General features: G+C 48.3%; 11 protein-coding genes and 1 CRISPR repeat array. Of the genes, 9 read left to right on the forward strand and 2 right to left on the reverse strand.

Features of this window, described 5'->3' with window-relative positions; genetic code table 11:
• Window positions 1-49: 49 nt before the first annotated feature.
• Both ACTHSP_RS00860 and yciA read right to left on the reverse strand, forming a co-directional pair.
• Window positions 50-841 (reverse strand): formate/nitrite transporter family protein, encoded by a 792-nt coding sequence (locus ACTHSP_RS00860; RefSeq protein ID WP_440345460.1) that lies wholly within the window; start codon window positions 839-841, stop codon window positions 50-52.
• Window positions 842-1,087: 246 nt separating this feature from the next.
• On the reverse strand, window positions 1,088-1,522 hold the full coding sequence (gene yciA, locus ACTHSP_RS00865) for an acyl-CoA thioester hydrolase YciA (protein ID WP_004520760.1): 435 nt from the start codon (window positions 1,520-1,522) through the stop codon (window positions 1,088-1,090).
• Window positions 1,523-1,646: 124 nt separating this feature from the next.
• On the opposite strand from yciA, the gene pip reads away from it, so the two are divergent.
• The 9 genes from pip (at window position 1,647) to cas2 (ending at window position 12,037) form a co-directional block, all read left to right on the forward strand.
• Window positions 1,647-2,576 carry a prolyl aminopeptidase gene (gene pip, locus ACTHSP_RS00870; RefSeq protein WP_314513810.1) on the forward strand — a complete coding sequence of 310 codons (930 nt, stop codon included), beginning with the start codon at window positions 1,647-1,649 and terminating at the stop codon, window positions 2,574-2,576.
• A gap of 153 nt (window positions 2,577-2,729) precedes the next feature.
• Window positions 2,730-5,201, forward strand: a complete 2,472-nt coding sequence (gene cas3, locus ACTHSP_RS00875) for a CRISPR-associated helicase Cas3' (protein WP_440345461.1) — start codon at window positions 2,730-2,732, stop codon at window positions 5,199-5,201.
• A gap of 7 nt (window positions 5,202-5,208) precedes the next feature.
• Entirely contained in the window at window positions 5,209-5,931 is a 723-nt protein-coding gene (cas5c, locus tag ACTHSP_RS00880; RefSeq protein WP_107723433.1) for a type I-C CRISPR-associated protein Cas5c, read from the forward strand.
• A complete protein-coding gene (gene cas8c, locus ACTHSP_RS00885; protein ID WP_107723432.1) occupies window positions 5,928-8,018 on the forward strand; it encodes a type I-C CRISPR-associated protein Cas8c/Csd1 in 2,091 nt (696 codons plus the stop codon). The genes cas5c and cas8c overlap by 4 nt, the downstream gene beginning before the upstream one ends.
• Window positions 8,019-8,039: 21 nt before the next feature.
• Window positions 8,040-8,879, forward strand: coding sequence for a type I-C CRISPR-associated protein Cas7/Csd2 (gene cas7c / locus ACTHSP_RS00890; protein WP_300482072.1), 840 nt, complete (start codon window positions 8,040-8,042; stop codon window positions 8,877-8,879).
• Window positions 8,880-8,892: 13 nt separating this feature from the next.
• Complete coding sequence (cas4, locus tag ACTHSP_RS00895; protein ID WP_300482070.1) at window positions 8,893-9,546, forward strand: CRISPR-associated protein Cas4; 654 nt, start codon at window positions 8,893-8,895, stop codon at window positions 9,544-9,546.
• Window positions 9,547-9,563: 17 nt separating this feature from the next.
• Complete coding sequence (locus tag ACTHSP_RS00900; protein ID WP_440345462.1) at window positions 9,564-10,472, forward strand: hypothetical protein; 909 nt, start codon at window positions 9,564-9,566, stop codon at window positions 10,470-10,472.
• Window positions 10,473-10,655: 183 nt separating this feature from the next.
• On the forward strand, window positions 10,656-11,669 hold the full coding sequence (gene cas1c, locus ACTHSP_RS00905; protein WP_150537927.1) for a type I-C CRISPR-associated endonuclease Cas1c: 1,014 nt from the start codon (window positions 10,656-10,658) through the stop codon (window positions 11,667-11,669).
• Between the two features lie 74 nt (window positions 11,670-11,743).
• Window positions 11,744-12,037: a CRISPR-associated endonuclease Cas2 gene (gene cas2, locus ACTHSP_RS00910; RefSeq protein WP_150537928.1), complete on the forward strand. Its 294-nt coding sequence runs from the start codon at window positions 11,744-11,746 to the stop codon at window positions 12,035-12,037.
• Window positions 12,038-12,226: 189 nt separating this feature from the next.
• A CRISPR array of direct repeats spans window positions 12,227-18,838; the repeat unit is 31 nt; unit sequence CAGCCGCCTTCGGGCGGCTGAGTGTTGAAAC.
• Window positions 18,839-18,884 lie beyond the last annotated feature (46 nt).

An 18,884-nucleotide genomic window follows, 5' to 3' on the forward strand; every position in this document is an offset into this window, starting at 1 on the left:
CAAAACCTGCTTTCTCAAAGCAGGTTTTGTTGTTTATTATAAAGCAGGACTATTCGGTACTATCTTTCAGCGTGTCTTTATAAGTATAAAGATAAGACGCGCCGACAAAGGATGCGCCACCGACGACATTGCCCAGGAATACGGGAATCATGTTGAAGAAAAACTGCCCCCAAGTGATGTTTGCGCCTGCCAAAATACCTGCGGGGATAACGAACATATTGGCGACAAGGTGTTGAAAGCCGTTTAATACGAAAATCATGACGGGGAACCAAATGGCCAGCATTCGTCCGGTTGTGTTTTTGGCGGCAAAGTGCAACCACGCGCCCATGCAGACCATCCAGTTACATGCGACTGCTGATACAAAAGCGCGGCCGAAATCCATATGGACTTTTGCTTCCGCCACGGCAATGGTTTTTTCTGCCACGTTACCTTCAATCATGCCGACATAGTATCCGAGGAAAAAAGCCATTGCCAGCGTCCCCACCAAATTGCCCATGCAGACGATAACCCAGTTGCGCAGCAGCATTTTGGAGGAAATCCGTCCGGCCAATCTGCCTAAAGACATGATCATCATGTTGCTGGTTACCAGCTCGCCGCCACCAAGCAGGATACAAATCAAAGCGATTGGGAACACGGCGGCACCAAGTAAAGTCGCAACTCCGCCCCATTCGTGCGGAATGCCGCTGACTACTTTTAAATAGGCAAGATAACCGAAGCCGATGTATCCGCCGGCCAAAACGCTCAAGATTGCCAGTGTGGGGATGCTGGATTGTGCTTTGGCGCAGCTTTTGTCGAGAACAACCTGTAAAATTTCCTGTGGGTATAAATCGCGCGAAGCCATGATGTTCCTTAAAGTGGGTTGAGGAGGAAACGTTGTTTTAAAGGTGGTACAAACTGTCGCGGTAGAGTAGTGTTATAGGGAGCCGGTGTACGGTCTTTGTCTTATCAATCAGCCTGAATTAAACCTAAAAAACAGATACTTCGCCTTGCTTTAGCTCAAAAGAAATATTATTACATTTTGTCTCCATATTCAAAAAGGCCGTCTGAACGTTGAGGTTTCAGACGGCCTTGTTTTGAATTTTTAAACTTACAAATGTGCCAGCTTTGCATTGCCTTCGCGAGGAATAGGGCGCGGATTGCCTTGTGCATCGATGGCGACGTAAGTGAACACGGCTTCGGTGACCAATTGGCGGTCTTCCGTTACCATATCGTTCATCAAAGTCTTCACCCACACTTCGATTTTCAGTTGCAAAGAAGTATTGCCTACACGGACGCAATGACCGTAGCAGCACACGACGTTGCCGACCTTTACCGGTCTGATGAAATTCATTTCTTGAACAGCCACGGTTACAATTCGTCCCTGTGCGATTTCTGCCGCCAAAATACCGCCGCCCAGATCCATTTGCGACATAATCCAGCCGCCGAAGATGTCCTGATTAGGATTGGTATCGCGCGGCATGGCTACCGTACGTAATAAAAGTTGGCCTTCGGGTGCCGCATGTGTTTGTTTGTTGTCAGTCATAAAAAATCCTGTCAAAAAAGTGCTATTTTACGCCATTTGTCGCGATAAACCTATGTAGGCCGTCTGAAAAATCAGCAGGTAAAGTGTTACAATCAACATATTCATCAGACAAAGGAGAAAGCTTATGCATCCGATTCAAGAACCACGAAATAGCGGCCTTTTGCGCGTATCCGACATTCACGAGATCTACTGGGAAGAATCAGGTAATCCTGATGGCCACCCCGTGATTTTCCTACATGGTGGCCCCGGAGCAGGTGCATCACCGGCCTGTCGCGGCTTTTTCAACCCAGAGCATTTCCGCATCGTTATTATCGACCAACGCGGTTGCGGACGCTCCAAACCCTATGCCTGTATTGAAGACAACACCACATGGGATTTGGTTGCCGATATTGAAAAAGTACGCGAAATGCTCGGCATTCAAAAATGGCTGGTTTTTGGCGGTTCATGGGGCAGCACTTTGTCGCTGACTTATGCCGAAACCCATCCCGAGCGCGTCAGCGGCTTAGTTTTGCGCGGTATTTTCCTATGCAGGCCGTCTGAAATGGCATGGCTGAATGAAGCAGGCGGCGTAAGCCAAATTTATCCGGCTCAATGGCAAAAATTCATTGCCCCCGTAGCCGAAAACAAACGCCAAGCCCTAATTAAAGCCTACCATGAAATGTTGTTCAGCGAAGATGAAGCCACGCGCCTCAAAGCGGCCAAATCATGGGCAGACTGGGAAAGCTACCTTATTCAGTTTGAACCTAAAGACGTAGATGAAGACCCACAAGCCTCCCTTGCCATCGCAAGAATGGAAAACCATTACTTCGTGCACGAAGGCTGGCTGCAGGGCGATAAGGCTATTTTGGCAAACATCGACAAAATTCGCCATATCCCAACCATCATCGTCCAAGGCCGCTACGACCTATGCACCCCGATGCAAAGCGCGTGGGAACTCTCGCAAGCCTTCCCTGAAGCAGAATTGAGAGTCGTCCAAGCAGGCCACTCTTCTTTTGATCCTTCGCTTTCCGAGGCTTTAGTGAAAGCGGTGGAGGATATTAGAAGCAAGTTATAAAGGTTAATAAATGACAATGCCGTCTGAAAAAGTTTCAGACGGCATTTTTTAGTTAGGATAAATGTAATTTAAATATATTTAAGAAATTATATTGCAGTTGAATATTTGCGAGTATATGATTGGTGGTAAGTTACAGTAATAGTATTGTATGCCATGAAATTTACTTTTATTGCACATGTTCGTCAAACTGATAAGTGTCCTCAATCTGTTCAAACCCATTTAGTAGAAACGTCAGAACTTGCAAAAATATTTGCTCGAAAACTAAATTTAGAACCAGTGGGCGAGCTGCTCGGACTCATGCACGATTTTGGCAAATATTCCCGAAAATTCCAAAAATATATCCACGATGAAACCGGTTTATTTAACCCTGATTTGGATGATGAAGAAAGTACGCCTAACGGCAGTAAAGTAGACCATTCTACTGCTGGCGCGCAATGGGTTTACCGCGAATTGAGAAAGTTTGGCGCGGAACTGGGTATCGGCGAATTGTTCGGACAAATGTTGGGCTTATGCATTGCTTCGCACCACGGTGAAGGTTTGATTGACTGTTTGGACGGAGGAGGCAACGCCGTTTGGAAAAAACGGTTTGAAAAAGAGGACGAACTGACGCATCTGGCAGAATGTGAGCAAAATGCCGATGAAATCGTTCGGCAAAAAGCACATGAATTGGCAGGAGAAAACCTGATTCGCAGCCTGCTAAATGCAGTGAAACCGATTCTCTCTGACCAAGCCACCAATAACAAAATCAAAGAATTTTATCTCGGCTGTCTAACCCGTTTCCTGTTTAGTTGCCTGATTGATGCCGACCGTATCAACAGTTCGGATTTTGAGCGGGTAGCGCAAAAAGAAATCCGCCGCTTGACGGAAAAACCTAATTGGCAATCGGCAATTGATAAATTAGAAACGCATCTGGCGAGTTTTGAAAACCGTTATCCTATTGACGAAATCCGCCGTCGAATTTCAGACGACTGCTTAAAAAGAGCAGCCGATTCTCAAGGTATTTATACGCTTACAGTACCGACCGGTGGCGGCAAAACATTAGCCAGTTTGCGCTACGCTCTACATCATGCACAAAAGCACAATCTCGACCGCATTATCTACATCATTCCCTATACTTCCATCATCGACCAAAATGCCCAAGCCGTGCGCGAAATTCTCGGTGAAGATTGGGTGCTCGAACACCATTCTAATTTAGAACCTGAAAAACAAAGCTGGCAGGACAAATTATTGTCTGAAAACTGGGATAAGCCCATTGTATTTACCACGATGGTGCAGTTTTTGGACGCATGGTTCGGCGGCGGCACGCGCGGCGCACGCCATATCCATCCGATGACAAATGCGGTGCTGATTTTTGACGAAATCCAAACACTGCCCGTGAAATGCGTGCATTTATTTTGCAACGTATTGAATTGGCTGACGACATTTGGCAAAAGCACGGCGGTTTTGTGTACGGCGACGCAGCCTCTGCTCGGTGAATCGGGTTTGCGGAATTTCCCTGAAGATAAAAGGGAAAGCATTGCTTCACGCGGTTTATTAAGGCTGTCAGAAGATGCTGAAATCATGGGTAAACATCAGGATTTGGATAAATTATTTGATGAGTTATCCCGAGTAGAAATCCAATTTAACGAAAAAGTGGGAGGCTGGAATGTAGAAGAAGCAGGCACATTTTTGCTGAAACAGTTTCAGACGACCCAAAGCTGTCTATTTATTGTCAATACAAAAAAATGGGCGCAAGAGCTTTATCAATATTGCAAGGCGCAAAACGTACCGTCTGAAGCCTTATTCCATCTCAGCACCAACCAATGCGCGGCGCACCGAAAAGCGATTTTTGACACCATCAAAGCTCGTCTGGAAAACAAACAACCCGTTGTTTGCATCAGTACCCAACTCATTGAAGCAGGTGTGGATATTTCTATGGCTTGTGTGATTCGCACTTTAGGCGGGTTGGACAGCATCGCCCAAGCGGCAGGACGTTGTAACCGGCATGGGGAGAAAGAAGGTAAAGGGCAGGTTTATGTATTGAATCTGCAAGAAACTGATTTCACTCGATTCTTGCCTGATATTCAGGCAGGCAAAACCTATGCCGAACGTGTGTTTCACGATTTTGCCGGACAGGATATTTTGCAGCCAGAAGCAATGAAGCGCTATTTTGAATACTATTTTTACCAGCGCAGCGATGAAATGTCATATTCCGTCAAAAACAGCACAACAGGTTCACTGCTGGATTGGTTGAGCGATAACGCACTGAATCCTTATGGCGAAAAAAACAATAAAAGAAGCAAACTGTTGCCACTGTTGATGCAATCCTTCAAAAGTGCAGGGCGCGTTTTCCAAGCCATAGACGCACCGACACAGGCCGTGATTGTGCCGTATGGCGAAGGTGCGGAACTCATTGCCAAACTCTGTGGCGAATGGGATCCGAAAGAAATGCACCGCACTTTGCAAAAAGCTCAGCGTTACAGCGTGAACGTTTTCCCCAACGTTTGGGATAAATTGCAAAAAGAAAACGCCCTGTATGAAACCATTGAAGGTTCGGGCATTTATTATCTGAATGAACGCTATTACAACGATGAATTCGGTTTGTCTTTGGATGAAACAAGCGAAATGACTTTTTACGACTTATAGGAGCAATATGGACAGCAAAATCAGTTTCCGCGTATGGGGGCGGCAAGCCTTGTTTACCGACCCCGTTACCAAAATCGGCGGCGAAAAATTCAGCTACCAAGTACCGACATACGAAGCTATTAAAGGCATTGTCAAAAGCATTTATTGGAAGCCAACGTTGATTTGGCGTATCGACCGCATCCGCGTGATGAAACCCATCCGCACCCAAAGCAAATCCACCAAGCCGCTGGATTGGAACGGCAGCAACACTTTGGCGATTTACACCTTTTTGCAGGACGTGGAATACCAAGTGGAAGCCCATTTTGAATGGAATGAGCATTGGGAAGAGTTGGCAGGCGACCGCAATTTCGGCAAACATATCGCCATTGCCAAAAGAATGTTGGAACGTGGCGGGCGGCAGGATATTTTTCTCGGCACGCGCGATTGCCAAGGCTATGTCGAGCCGTGCACTTTCGGCGAAGGCGAAGGGTTTTACGATGAAATCGATAATTTGGATTTTGGCCTGATGTTCCATAGTTTTGGCTATCCCGAAGAAACCGGAAAGCCCGAATTGGTCAGCCGTTTTTGGATGGCGAATATGCAAAACGGTGTGATTGAGTTTCCAAGTGTCAACGATACAGAAGGCCGTCTGAAAACTCGATTTATCCGCAAAATGCAGCCTGAAAAACCGTTCAAGCGCGGCGAAAACGTCAAGCCTGTGGAAGACGAAGCCAAGGAGATAGAATTATGAGCTGGATGCAGAAACTTTATCGGACGTATAACGAAATTGAGAAGAATCCAAACTTATCGGATTCGGAAAAAGAAAAACTAGCACCATTATGGCACAGCCCGCAAACTGCCCATATTCAAATTACTTTGGATGGAGATGGAAAGTTTCTTGGAGCTAGGGTTTTAACTGATAAACCGATTATCATGTTGCCTGTAACTGAAAGCTCGGAAGGGCGGACAAGCGGTTTGGCCCCTCATGCATTGGCGGATAGCTTGCAATATATCGCAAAAGATTTGGGACTGACTTATCAGAAAGAAGTCATTACGGAAACCGAAGGAAAAAATGGTAAAAAGAAAAAAACGAAAACCAAGCAAGAAGATTTGATTTTCAATTTATATGCAGACCAATTAGATAAATGGTGTGTGACGATAGATAACAAAAAGGTATTGGCAATACAAAAATATGTTCACAAGGGGACGGTATTAGCCGATTTGGTAAAAGAAAAAGTTATTCCCGTAGATGATAACGGCGAGTTGCTGACAAATTGGATTGAAAGGGAAAACAAAGATAAGCAAAAACCTGAATTGTTTAATGTTTTGACTAAGGAGCAAGGGAAATTTGAAATCCGAAAAGCTCTTGTTGTTTGGTCAGTGCAAATACCCGGTGATTTTGTTCCTGAAACTTGGAAGGATAAGGAAGTTCAGCAAAGTTGGGGAAATTATTACCAACAGACTTTAAAAAGCCAATTCTGCACAGTAACGGGAGATGAACAGAAAATTCGCGAAAGTCATCCTGCAAAATTACTTTATTCGGGTGACAAAGCAAAATTGATTTCTTCCAATGATAAGGAAGGATTTACCTACCTAGGTCGATTTGAAGAAGCTAATCAAGCGACAACAATTTCGGCTGAAGTATCGCATAAGGCTCATGCTGCGCTTAGATGGTTGATCGATAGGCAAACTACTGCACGAAATAATGAACAAGTTACCATTGCATGGGCAATTAGCTGTAACCCCGTCCCGTCACCGATGAAAGATATTTCCAGTGAAATTAATTGGGATAATCTGGACATCAGTGCGGTCGAAAATCCTGATGAATTTTCATCACAAACATCATCTGAACAGCCGTCCCCCGATTGGTCTGTAAATATCGGGCGTGCTGCTGCGCAAATCATCAAAAAGAAACTGCATGGCTATCAGGCGGAATTGAAAGCCCACGAACAAATCTCCCTGATTATGCTCGATTCCGCCACGCCTGGGCGCATGGCATTAACTTATTACCAAGAGTTTCTGCCTGCCGACTATTTCGCCAATTTAGATGCATGGATTGACGATTTTTCTTGGTATCAGCGTTACAGCATTGAAGTCCCAAACGGCAAGAAAACCGACAAGCGTACCCAATGGCGCTTCGTCCCGCCATCGCCTTACAGCATTGCCGAAACCGTGTACGGCAAATCTCTGTCCGACACGCTTAAAAAACAGCTTTATGCCCGACTTCTTCCTGTTATCGCAGGCGGAACATCCGTGCTGATTCCCGAAGATTTGGTACGTCAAAGTTTTCAGGCGGCCTGCAATCCTAATGGCTGCGAAAACTGGGAATGGCAAAGAAACATCGGCGTTGCCTGTGCCCTATACAAAGGCTGGCGCGCTCGTCATCACGATTTATCACAACGGAGAACTTACCCTATGAGTTTGGATACCCAAAACCGCTCACGCGATTATTTGTATGGCCGATTAATTGCACAGGCAGAAAGCATGGAGTGGTATGCCTTATATCTACAAAATGGCAAAAAAACACCTACTCGTGCGACTAATGCAGAACGTTATTTCCAACAGTTTGCACAAAGGCCATACAGCACATGGCGAAACCTTGCAAGTGAGAAATTGGTGCCATATCAAAATTATCTAACTAGTCAAGGAAAAGATTTCTATAAGCAGGCTATTGGTGAAATTATGGAGCTTTTCCAAAGGGATGATTATGTTTGTGATGACAAATTAAGTGGCGAATTTCTCTTAGGCTATCATTGCCAAAAAATGGAAAATGCCCGCGAAATTGCCAAACGTAAAGCAGCTAAAGCTAGCAAAGCTAAACCAACAGAAACCAATTAATCTTTTTATGGAGAATGAAAAATGTCTTTAACCAAAAAAATTGACTTCGCCTTAATTCTGAAAGTCACCAACGCCAACCCTAACGGCGACCCCTTAAACGGCAACCGCCCGCGTGCCGATTTCCAAGGATTTGGTGAAATGACCGACGTGTGCCTGAAACGCAAAATCCGCGACCGCCTGCAAGACAGTGGCGAGAGCATTTTTGTACAATCGGATGAAAAGAAAACCGACGGCATGACCAGCTTGGCCAATCGCGCCAAAGACAAAGATGTCGGCTTGGGTGCGGATGCCTTTAACGCTAAAAAAGCCAACAAAGACGATACCGCCAAAAAAGCCTGCGAAAAATGGCTGGATGTGCGCAGTTTCGGACAGGTTTTCGCATTCAGCGGTGATGGCAGCAGTGGCATATCCATCGCTGTGCGCGGCCCCGTTACTATTCAATCCGCATTTAGCATTGAGCCGATTAACATCACCAGCACCCAAATCACTAAAAGCGTCAGCGGCGAAGGCGATGGCACGAAAAAAAGCTCCGACACCATGGGCATGAAACACCGCATCGATCACGGTGTGTACGTTGCCTTTGGCGCAATGTCACCACAACTTGCCGAGCGCACCGGCTTTTCAGACGGCGATGCCGAAAAAATCAAAGCCGTACTGACCAAACTCTTTGAAGGCGACGCATCATCCGCCCGCCCCGAAGGCAGCATGCAGGTGTTGAAACTTATCTGGTGGGAACACAACAGCAAAGCAGGGCAATATTCTTCTGCCAAAGTGCACGGTAGCCTAAAAGTGAATGCAGATGGCAGCTATGAACTGGAAAACCTTGATGGTTTAACTCCGCAGGAAATTGACGGCTTCTAAAACATTCAAAAAAATGATCGCACTTTCAACCGAAAGCCAAAGGGAAAATCAGGACATGCGCCTGATTCCCCTTTCCGCCCTGCAACACTACGCCTTCTGCCCGCGCCAATGCGCGTTGATTCATAACGAGCAGGCGTGGGCGGAGAACTATTTGACCGCGCAGGGCAAGGCGCTGCATGAACGGGTGGATTCGGGCGAGCCGGAAACGCGCAAGGGTGTGCGCTTTGAGCGGACGGTGCATGTGTCGGCGGAGAAACTGGGCATCAGTGGCGTGCTGGATTTGGTAGAAGTAGAAACGAAAACAGGCCGTCTGAAACCTGTGGAATACAAACGCGGCAAGCCTAAACCTGGCCCGATGGACGAAATCCAGCTTTGCGCCCAAGGCTTGTGCTTGGAAGAAATGACGGGGCAAACCGTCTCTGAGGGCGCGCTGTGGTATATGCAAACCCGCCACCGCGTCCCCGTCGTGTTTTCAGACGACCTGCGCGCCCAAACACTCGCCACCATCGCTGCCGTCCGCGAACTTCTAAACAGCGGCAAAACCCCACTGCCCGACTACGGCAAACGCTGCAAAGCCTGCTCGCTGGTGGAGATTTGCCAGCCGGAATTATTGGGGAAACGGGATAGGAGTGTGGGGTATGTGGTTGGGTTGTTTTGGGAAATTTAAATATAGAGGTAATAAACATGGATTTTATGAAAATTATAAATAGAGCAATAGTTAAGTTTTCCAAAACTAAAACTGTTTATTTTTTAGATAGAAATATCATTTCTATAATTAAAGATGCGAATGTAGGGAAAACAATAGATGATCAAAATAAAAAAGATATTTTAAGTCATTTATACAAAATTGATTCTATTAACTCTATTATTACTCCAATGTTCTCTTTATTTGAAGGGCAGTATGGACGTATAGAGTATGATAATGAAGTTATTGATACCGTAGATAAGGAGTTGAATGTATTAAAAAACTTTTTTAAAAAGGCTAAAGTAGATGATTCATTTATAAGTAATTTTGAATTATTTGAGCAAGCTAAAGTTAGTATTGAATATAAAAAGAATGTTGAAGATAAAATAAGCTTTTTAGAAGACATTAATGACTATTTGTATCAGCCTCTATCTTCAGATAGGAAGTCCAATGCAATAGAGAAAATCTTGCACATTCAAGGGGAAAAATATGGTGCTTGTTTTGATAAGCTCAACCCAGTTGTTGTTGCAAGTTTGTGTTGTGTTTATGGAAATGATATTTGCAAAAAAATACTAAAACCTAAAAAGGAAGTAGAGAAGACAAATTACTATAATGCAGTGCTGGATTTTCAGCACTTTACTTTTTTTACTATGCTTGTTGGTCAAATAGAGGGTAAATATAGTAAACAACATAATGCAAATATTCATTGCAAATTTCTATCTGGTGATAAATTCTTAAACGAATTTTTTAACTGGTACAAGGTTAATGAATCATCCAGTTTTTTAGGTAATGGAGAATTCAAAATAAATGCAAAACTTAATGACAAGGGTATTAGAAATATACCTATAGAATTAAAAGATTTTTTTGGTATTGATATATCAAGCGTAGATGACCAGAATAATTCGTAAAACTAAAAGGCAGACGTAGGTCGGATACTTGTATTTGACAACTATTTGATATTTATGAACTTTAAAATCATTGCTGTAATTTTGAAAATATTTGATTCAAGAATCAGAGCTACCATTTTTCAGGTGGTTCAACCCTGTTAAACACTCAAAAAAGTGCGGTCAAAACCCAAGGAGTTTCCCCCCATGCGCAAACTGCAAAACACGCTCTATATCACCACTCAAGGCAGCTATCTGCATAAGGAGCGGGAGACACTGGTGGTGGAGCAGGAGCGTAAGAAAGTGGCGCAACTGCCGGTGCATTCCATCGGGCATATTTTCTGTTTTGGGAATGTCCTGGTGTCACCGTTTTTGCTGGGTTTTTGCGGCGAAAATAATGTAAATTTGGCGTTTTTTACCGAAAACGGACGTTTCTTGGGACGGCTTCAGGGACGGCAGAGCGGCAATGTGCTGTTGCGTCGGGCGCAGTATCGGGTGTCAGAGCAAAATCCCGTGCCGATTGCGCGCAATATCATTGCGGCAAAGATTCAGGCGAGTAAACGGGTGCTTCAGCGGCAGATTCGCAATTATGGCGAGAATGAGGCGATTCAAAGTACGGTCGATTCTTTGAATATTTCGCTGCGGCAGTTGAAGGGCGCGGCGGAGCTGGACGTGGTGCGTGGTATTGAGGGCGACGCAGCAGCGCGTTATTTCGGCGTATTCGGGAAGCTTTTGAGCGAAAAAAGCGGCTTTACTTTTGACGGGCGCAACCGCCGTCCGCCCAGAGACGGGTTGAATGCGCTGTTGTCGTTTGTGTACAGTATTTTGGGCAAGGACATCAGCGGCGCGCTGCAAGGCGTGGGGCTGGATCCGCAGGTAGGCTTTCTGCATGCCGATCGACCGGGGCGCGACAGTTTGGCGCAAGATATTTTGGAAGAATTCCGCGCGTGGTGGGCGGACAGGTTGGTGTTGTCGCTGATTAACCGGGGGCAAATCAAACCGCAGGATTTTATTACCGAGGCAAGCGGCGCGGTGAGCTTAAAAGCCGATGCGCGTAAGCTGTTGTTTCAAGCCTTGCAGGCGAAAAAGCAGGAGAAAATCGTGCATCCATTTTTAGGCGAAGAAGTGGAAATCGGGCTACTGCCGTATATTCAGGCCATGCTGTTGGCGCGGCATTTGCGTGGGGATTTGGCGGAATATCCGCCGTTTTTAATGAGATAGGTTTGCAGGCCGTCTGAAAACGGACCGGATATTTTCAGACGGCCTTTAAAGCAGCCTGTATATGGGAATACAAAATGCTAATGCTGATTACTTACGATATTTCGCTGGAAGACGCGGACGGACAGGCAAGGCTACGGCGCGTGGCGAAATTGTGTTTGGACTACGGCGTGCGCGTGCAATATTCGGTATTCGAATGCGACATCGCACCCGATCAGTGGGTTGTTTTAAAAGATAAACTCTTGAAAACCTACAACCCTGAAACCGACAGCCTGCGCTTTTATCATCTGGGCAGCAAATGGCGGCGCAAAGTGGAACACCACGGTGCGAAGCCGACGGTAGATGTGTTTAAGGATGTGTTGATTGTGTGAATCGCCAACCTGCGGTTCTCATGAAAATGCGGCAGGGTTGGCGAACTGGGATTGTTCTTTAACAATCAGGATATTGTGAATGCAGGTGTAACGGAAAAGGCTGTGTTATACTCGCATTTCTGCTTTTCTTGGGAGCTTAGCGAAATTGGGGCTGCGAAACCTGATGGAGCAAGGCTTTTGAGAGAGGCTCAGCCGCCTTCGGGCGGCTGAGTGTTGAAACGATGAATTTGCCTTTTCCATCCGATACAAAATGGCAGCCGCCTTCGGGCGGCTGAGTGTTGAAACAGGCTTGCCCATTTTGTCACAGGCTAAAATGTCCAGCCGCCTTCGGGCGGCTGAGTGTTGAAACTGCTTCTCTTTGGCTTTTACCGCCTTTTCTGTAACAGCCGCCTTCGGGCGGCTGAGTGTTGAAACTGGTTTGCCTGTGCCTTCTACAAAGGGCGTTGGGCAGCCGCCTTCGGGCGGCTGAGTGTTGAAACCTGTTGAGCGCAACCATAGCAGGCATGAATAATGCCAGCCGCCTTCGGGCGGCTGAGTGTTGAAACTACAGTCTGATGACTTAGGCCGTTTCAAGATGGGCGCAGCCGCCTTCGGGCGGCTGAGTGTTGAAACTTACGAAACTTTGTGAAAGAATATACGCAAGATCAGCCGCCTTCGGGCGGCTGAGTGTTGAAACTCAAGAATTATGACCTATTGCAACAGTACATTGAAGCAGCCGCCTTCGGGCGGCTGAGTGTTGAAACTGCTCTTTGGCAGATTTGAGCAATGTTGCTTGTGCAGCCGCCTTCGGGCGGCTGAGTGTTGAAACGAGAAACGATAGGATTAATTAAAAACTATTTAAAACAGCCGCCTTCGGGCGGCTGAGTGTTGAAACCGCCGGTTGTTGACGTATCCAGTCCCGTACACTGCAGCCGCCTTCGGGCGGCTGAGTGTTGAAACTCTGAGAATCCGCTTTTTTTAATTTAGCAAGAATCAGCCGCCTTCGGGCGGCTGAGTGTTGAAACCAATAAATATCCATGCCGGATTTAACATCATGTCAGCCGCCTTCGGGCGGCTGAGTGTTGAAACGTCGTGTAACTAATGGCCGAATTAAAATTGATGACAGCCGCCTTCGGGCGGCTGAGTGTTGAAACCTTATCTAAGTAGGGGGCTTGCGCCCCCCTGTTGGGCAGCCGCCTTCGGGCGGCTGAGTGTTGAAACTGTATTCAGACTACAAAAATAAGGAGCATATGCTCCAGCCGCCTTCGGGCGGCTGAGTGTTGAAACGCTTGTATTCCGTCAAAATGGCGTAAGCAGACGGCAGCCGCCTTCGGGCGGCTGAGTGTTGAAACAGCTTAATCAGCGGTGCGCCGCCGTTGCCGATAATCAGCCGCCTTCGGGCGGCTGAGTGTTGAAACTGAATGGAACAATCATTGTAACATCTGTTGAGCCAGCCGCCTTCGGGCGGCTGAGTGTTGAAACGATACAGTAAGTCAAAAAGTATTATGACCAGTTTCCAGCCGCCTTCGGGCGGCTGAGTGTTGAAACAAACCGCAAAGGGTAAGTTTTCCGTTGTTTGTACCAGCCGCCTTCGGGCGGCTGAGTGTTGAAACATATATATACCCTCTTATTTTTTTTGTATCGGATCAGCCGCCTTCGGGCGGCTGAGTGTTGAAACAAGATCAGATTTAACAGCTTGATAGGCTTCGTAGCAGCCGCCTTCGGGCGGCTGAGTGTTGAAACTTGTTCGGTTTCGTAACAAATTCGGCCTACTTGATCAGCCGCCTTCGGGCGGCTGAGTGTTGAAACCTTAACTCTTTCGATTGATATTTCCAATCTTTTCCAGCCGCCTTCGGGCGGCTGAGTGTTGAAACGATTTGCGAGGCATCGAAATTTACTATGACACTACAGCCGCCTTCGGGCGGCTGAGTGTTGAAACAACATCTTGGCATAATCAGCCAGTGTGAGATAACCAGCCGCCTTCGGGCGGCTGAGTGTTGAAACATAATTTAACTCCTAAGATTTTGGATTCATGCGCCAGCCGCCTTCGGGCGGCTGAGTGTTGAAACTCGATAGCACGGTTGAACTCGTGTTCAGAAACCAGCAGCCGCCTTCGGGCGGCTGAGTGTTGAAACCCAGTTTGTAAGATTGGATATGTTGCCCCTGTTCACCAGCCGCCTTCGGGCGGCTGAGTGTTGAAACCACAAACAATAAAGACGGCGAATCATCAAGCCCTCAGCCGCCTTCGGGCGGCTGAGTGTTGAAACAAGACATGCACGTTTGGCTTAAGAAACCTGAAAACAGCCGCCTTCGGGCGGCTGAGTGTTGAAACTTTGAAATTTTCGGAATCAAGGGGGTATTCGTAAACAGCCGCCTTCGGGCGGCTGAGTGTTGAAACGATTTAAATGGCTCAAATCAATAAATTACCCCAACCAGCCGCCTTCGGGCGGCTGAGTGTTGAAACTAATGTCAGAGCAGTTACAACAAACTGCAAAAGCAGCCGCCTTCGGGCGGCTGAGTGTTGAAACATGCCGTTTGCGGTTTCGGCACAGTTTGACAGTCAGCCGCCTTCGGGCGGCTGAGTGTTGAAACAGAATAATTCTGTTGTCTGCGGTTGATTTCCTGACCAGCCGCCTTCGGGCGGCTGAGTGTTGAAACTATCAACGGCAGACGGCTTAACCGGTCGATATGCAGCCGCCTTCGGGCGGCTGAGTGTTGAAACTCAAGTGTATGACCCAGCTTGAAGTGTTGGGTACAGCCGCCTTCGGGCGGCTGAGTGTTGAAACTCTGTGGCCGCTGGAACATATTCCGCCCGCTTACCAGCCGCCTTCGGGCGGCTGAGTGTTGAAACCGCAAAACGATCAAGATATAGGCACTCTGAAACCAGCCGCCTTCGGGCGGCTGAGTGTTGAAACCGGCTCAAAATCTTGACCGTTATTTAATAAGTTGAACAGCCGCCTTCGGGCGGCTGAGTGTTGAAACCACAAATAAACAAGACGGCGAATCATCAAGCCCTCAGCCGCCTTCGGGCGGCTGAGTGTTGAAACATAAGACACCGCTGGGCGTGAGAATGCGTTATTCAGCCGCCTTCGGGCGGCTGAGTGTTGAAACTATTGAATTAGAACTTATTGATGATTACGGCATGGCAGCCGCCTTCGGGCGGCTGAGTGTTGAAACTAGAGATTTACAACGACTACGACAGCACCGGCAAACAGCCGCCTTCGGGCGGCTGAGTGTTGAAACCGGCACGGGTGGGCAGGTGTCGGCGGCTTGAATCAGCCGCCTTCGGGCGGCTGAGTGTTGAAACAACTGGGTATTGAGCATCATCCGCCCGGACGCGCCAGCCGCCTTCGGGCGGCTGAGTGTTGAAACCGAATCAGACCCTGCGCGCGCATTGGTACGCGTGCCAGCCGCCTTCGGGCGGCTGAGTGTTGAAACTACTGCTACCAAATTACGTTTCATAGTTTATTCCAGCCGCCTTCGGGCGGCTGAGTGTTGAAACACGGCATATCTAGGCCTAGACCCTAGAAAATATCACAGCCGCCTTCGGGCGGCTGAGTGTTGAAACAAAACCATGTCGAATTATATCTTGCAAAAATAACAGCCGCCTTCGGGCGGCTGAGTGTTGAAACAAGCAATAAGCGGGTTTTTGATAACAACCGTGTCAGCCGCCTTCGGGCGGCTGAGTGTTGAAACTATGTCTTCCGGCGACACCTAAAAATTCAAAAACAGCCGCCTTCGGGCGGCTGAGTGTTGAAACTATAACATTCCATGAAGACACATTGGTAAAAATCCAGCCGCCTTCGGGCGGCTGAGTGTTGAAACACGAAGCCAAGGCGATGAGAGGCGCACGAGGTGGCAGCCGCCTTCGGGCGGCTGAGTGTTGAAACAAACACTCAAGGCAACCGCCTTTAAAGGCAATGCCAGCCGCCTTCGGGCGGCTGAGTGTTGAAACGCGGTTATTTCTCCGGTAACTTCTTTCGTGATTGCAGCCGCCTTCGGGCGGCTGAGTGTTGAAACTCGTGCAACTGAGTGAGTGGGTTAATACCTGCTGCAGCCGCCTTCGGGCGGCTGAGTGTTGAAACTGAAAAACTGGGTGCGGTTACTACTTCCGCTAAAGCAGCCGCCTTCGGGCGGCTGAGTGTTGAAACATTCAAAATCCTCCGGTGTCCAACCATAAGCGGTCAGCCGCCTTCGGGCGGCTGAGTGTTGAAACTCGCATGATGACGAGGACTTGCAAGACATTTGGTCAGCCGCCTTCGGGCGGCTGAGTGTTGAAACATGACATAGACAAATTTTTCAGAAGCATTGATAACAACAGCCGCCTTCGGGCGGCTGAGTGTTGAAACATCTGAAATAAAACAGTTTTCAGCAGGGGTACATCAGCCGCCTTCGGGCGGCTGAGTGTTGAAACCAGTTTGGTTATCACTAACGAAAATGTAAAAGGCCAGCCGCCTTCGGGCGGCTGAGTGTTGAAACATCTCTTTCAGCACCAGTTGCCAAAGCATCTTACAGCCGCCTTCGGGCGGCTGAGTGTTGAAACTGAATTACTTAATACTTAAAAAAAAAATATATAACCAGCCGCCTTCGGGCGGCTGAGTGTTGAAACGGCACTACTGACGAATACTTAGAGAATGAGACAGCAGCCGCCTTCGGGCGGCTGAGTGTTGAAACAGCAACGTGTTAGAAGTTCGCTTTAATAAGTTGTTAGCAGCCGCCTTCGGGCGGCTGAGTGTTGAAACGTTTTACTTAGCCCCCCTTGGGCTTTGTTAAGCGCAGCCGCCTTCGGGCGGCTGAGTGTTGAAACTGAATCTGAATCAGACCAACGCCGCGCCTTGATCAGCCGCCTTCGGGCGGCTGAGTGTTGAAACCGGCTTATAAATGCGTGCTTCATCAACCATACTTTCAGCCGCCTTCGGGCGGCTGAGTGTTGAAACCGCTACCGATGTAGGCATAGCCATATCGGGCATCAGCCGCCTTCGGGCGGCTGAGTGTTGAAACGCTGATTTTGTATGGGTTGATAACGGATACGGTGCAGCCGCCTTCGGGCGGCTGAGTGTTGAAACTAACGTTACGGGTACAGTTGAGGCAGATCTAAAGCCAGCCGCCTTCGGGCGGCTGAGTGTTGAAACTAAGGGCGTGGCGACAATCAGTCGGCAATAGTCCAGCCGCCTTCGGGCGGCTGAGTGTTGAAACAGCTTGGTAGTACCTCAAATAACCCAAGACGGCACAGCCGCCTTCGGGCGGCTGAGTGTTGAAACTTCTTCTGTGAGTTCGTGTGCGTTGAATTTACGTCAGCCGCCTTCGGGCGGCTGAGTGTTGAAACAACGCCTGTAACTGCGGCAGGATTATCTAGGCTCAGCCGCCTTCGGGCGGCTGAGTGTTGAAACATTTCTGCGATAGCCTCGTCCATCAAAGGCTTCACAGCCGCCTTCGGGCGGCTGAGTGTTGAAACACGGCAAGGACTGGACGGCCTCCGTCTTTGCTGACAGCCGCCTTCGGGCGGCTGAGTGTTGAAACAGTATCCATCACAAAATCTCCATATCATAAGGGTCAGCCGCCTTCGGGCGGCTGAGTGTTGAAACTGTTTCGGTGTGGGATGTTGACAGGCTGGGTGCCAGCCGCCTTCGGGCGGCTGAGTGTTGAAACGCCAACACCCTGAAACCGACTACCGTCTAGGCCGCAGCCGCCTTCGGGCGGCTGAGTGTTGAAACTGCTGCTGAGCAGGATCTGGCTCGCTTGCGACAACAGCCGCCTTCGGGCGGCTGAGTGTTGAAACATCCAACACGCAGTAACAGTCCTACCGCCTGAAACAGCCGCCTTCGGGCGGCTGAGTGTTGAAACATGAATTATATCAAGCGTATCGTCGGTATTCCGGCAGCCGCCTTCGGGCGGCTGAGTGTTGAAACACGTATGCGAGACGGCCTGCCCGTGACCGAGTACAGCCGCCTTCGGGCGGCTGAGTGTTGAAACTACAAGAAGCGTTGGTACATCTTTATGAATGTCGCAGCCGCCTTCGGGCGGCTGTGTGTTGAAACAGAGTAAAGCGGAACGTGGCGATAATATTACCCTGCAGCCGCCTTCGGGCGGCTGTGTGTTGAAACTTGTTGGCCAGTGCCTTGCTGATAGATTTGATAAACAGCCGCCTTCGGGCGGCTGTGTGTTGAAACTGCGTTTATCACGTTAGGGAAAATAATTTCAAAAGCAGCCGCCTTCGGGCGGCTGTGTGTTGAAACCCCAAATGTTGAAACTTTTTGGCTGAGGACAAACCAGCCGCCTTCGGGCGGCTGTGTGTTGAAACGCGACATTGCTTCTCATCTAAGGGTGCAATGGTACCAGCCGCCTTCGGGCGGCTGTGTGTTGAAACAACACTGCGAGGTCATCGATATTGGCGTTGACGGCAGCCGCCTTCGGGCGGCTGTGTGTTGAAACTGCCTTGTTTCAAGTGCAAGACCATACGCGGACGCAGCCGCCTTCGGGCGGCTGTGTGTTGAAACATCATCGCAGGCAATGCATCGGCAAGCTGTCTGCCAGCCGCCTTCGGGCGGCTGTGTGTTGAAACATACACACCTCAAAACAAAGGCCGTCTGAATATCAGCCGCCTTCGGGCGGCTGTGTGTTGAAACAATGTACAGGTGGGCGCATGATTAAGATTGATGCCAGCCGCCTTCGGGCGGCTGTGTGTTGAAACTTCAACCTTTGGTAAATAATATCGAGTTCAGGGCAGCCGCCTTCGGGCGGCTGTGTGTTGAAACCAATGTATCAAGGTCGAAATCTTCAGGTCTCACAGCCAGCCGCCTTCGGGCGGCTGTGTGTTGAAACCAATGTATCAAGGTCGAAATCTTCAGGTCTCACAGCCAGCCGCCTT

It is taken from the genome of Neisseria sp. P0001.S005 (genome assembly GCF_051963715.1).

Excerpts from the sequence above, each read along its gene's own strand:
- cas3 (WP_440345461.1), top strand. The coding sequence starts at position 2,730 with ATGAAATTTACTTTTATTGCACATGTTCGTCAAACTGATAAGTGTCCT.
- cas4 (WP_300482070.1), top strand. The coding sequence starts at position 8,893 with ATGATCGCACTTTCAACCGAAAGCCAAAGGGAAAATCAGGACATGCGC.
- ACTHSP_RS00900 (WP_440345462.1), top strand. The coding sequence starts at position 9,564 with ATGGATTTTATGAAAATTATAAATAGAGCAATAGTTAAGTTTTCCAAA.
- ACTHSP_RS00860 (WP_440345460.1), bottom strand. The coding sequence starts at position 841 with ATGGCTTCGCGCGATTTATACCCACAGGAAATTTTACAGGTTGTTCTC.
- yciA (WP_004520760.1), bottom strand. The coding sequence starts at position 1,522 with ATGACTGACAACAAACAAACACATGCGGCACCCGAAGGCCAACTTTTA.
- cas5c (WP_107723433.1), top strand. The coding sequence starts at position 5,209 with ATGGACAGCAAAATCAGTTTCCGCGTATGGGGGCGGCAAGCCTTGTTT.
- pip (WP_314513810.1), top strand. The coding sequence starts at position 1,647 with ATGCATCCGATTCAAGAACCACGAAATAGCGGCCTTTTGCGCGTATCC.
- cas1c (WP_150537927.1), top strand. The coding sequence starts at position 10,656 with ATGCGCAAACTGCAAAACACGCTCTATATCACCACTCAAGGCAGCTAT.
- cas7c (WP_300482072.1), top strand. The coding sequence starts at position 8,040 with ATGTCTTTAACCAAAAAAATTGACTTCGCCTTAATTCTGAAAGTCACC.
- cas2 (WP_150537928.1), top strand. The coding sequence starts at position 11,744 with ATGCTAATGCTGATTACTTACGATATTTCGCTGGAAGACGCGGACGGA.
- cas8c (WP_107723432.1), top strand. The coding sequence starts at position 5,928 with ATGAGCTGGATGCAGAAACTTTATCGGACGTATAACGAAATTGAGAAG.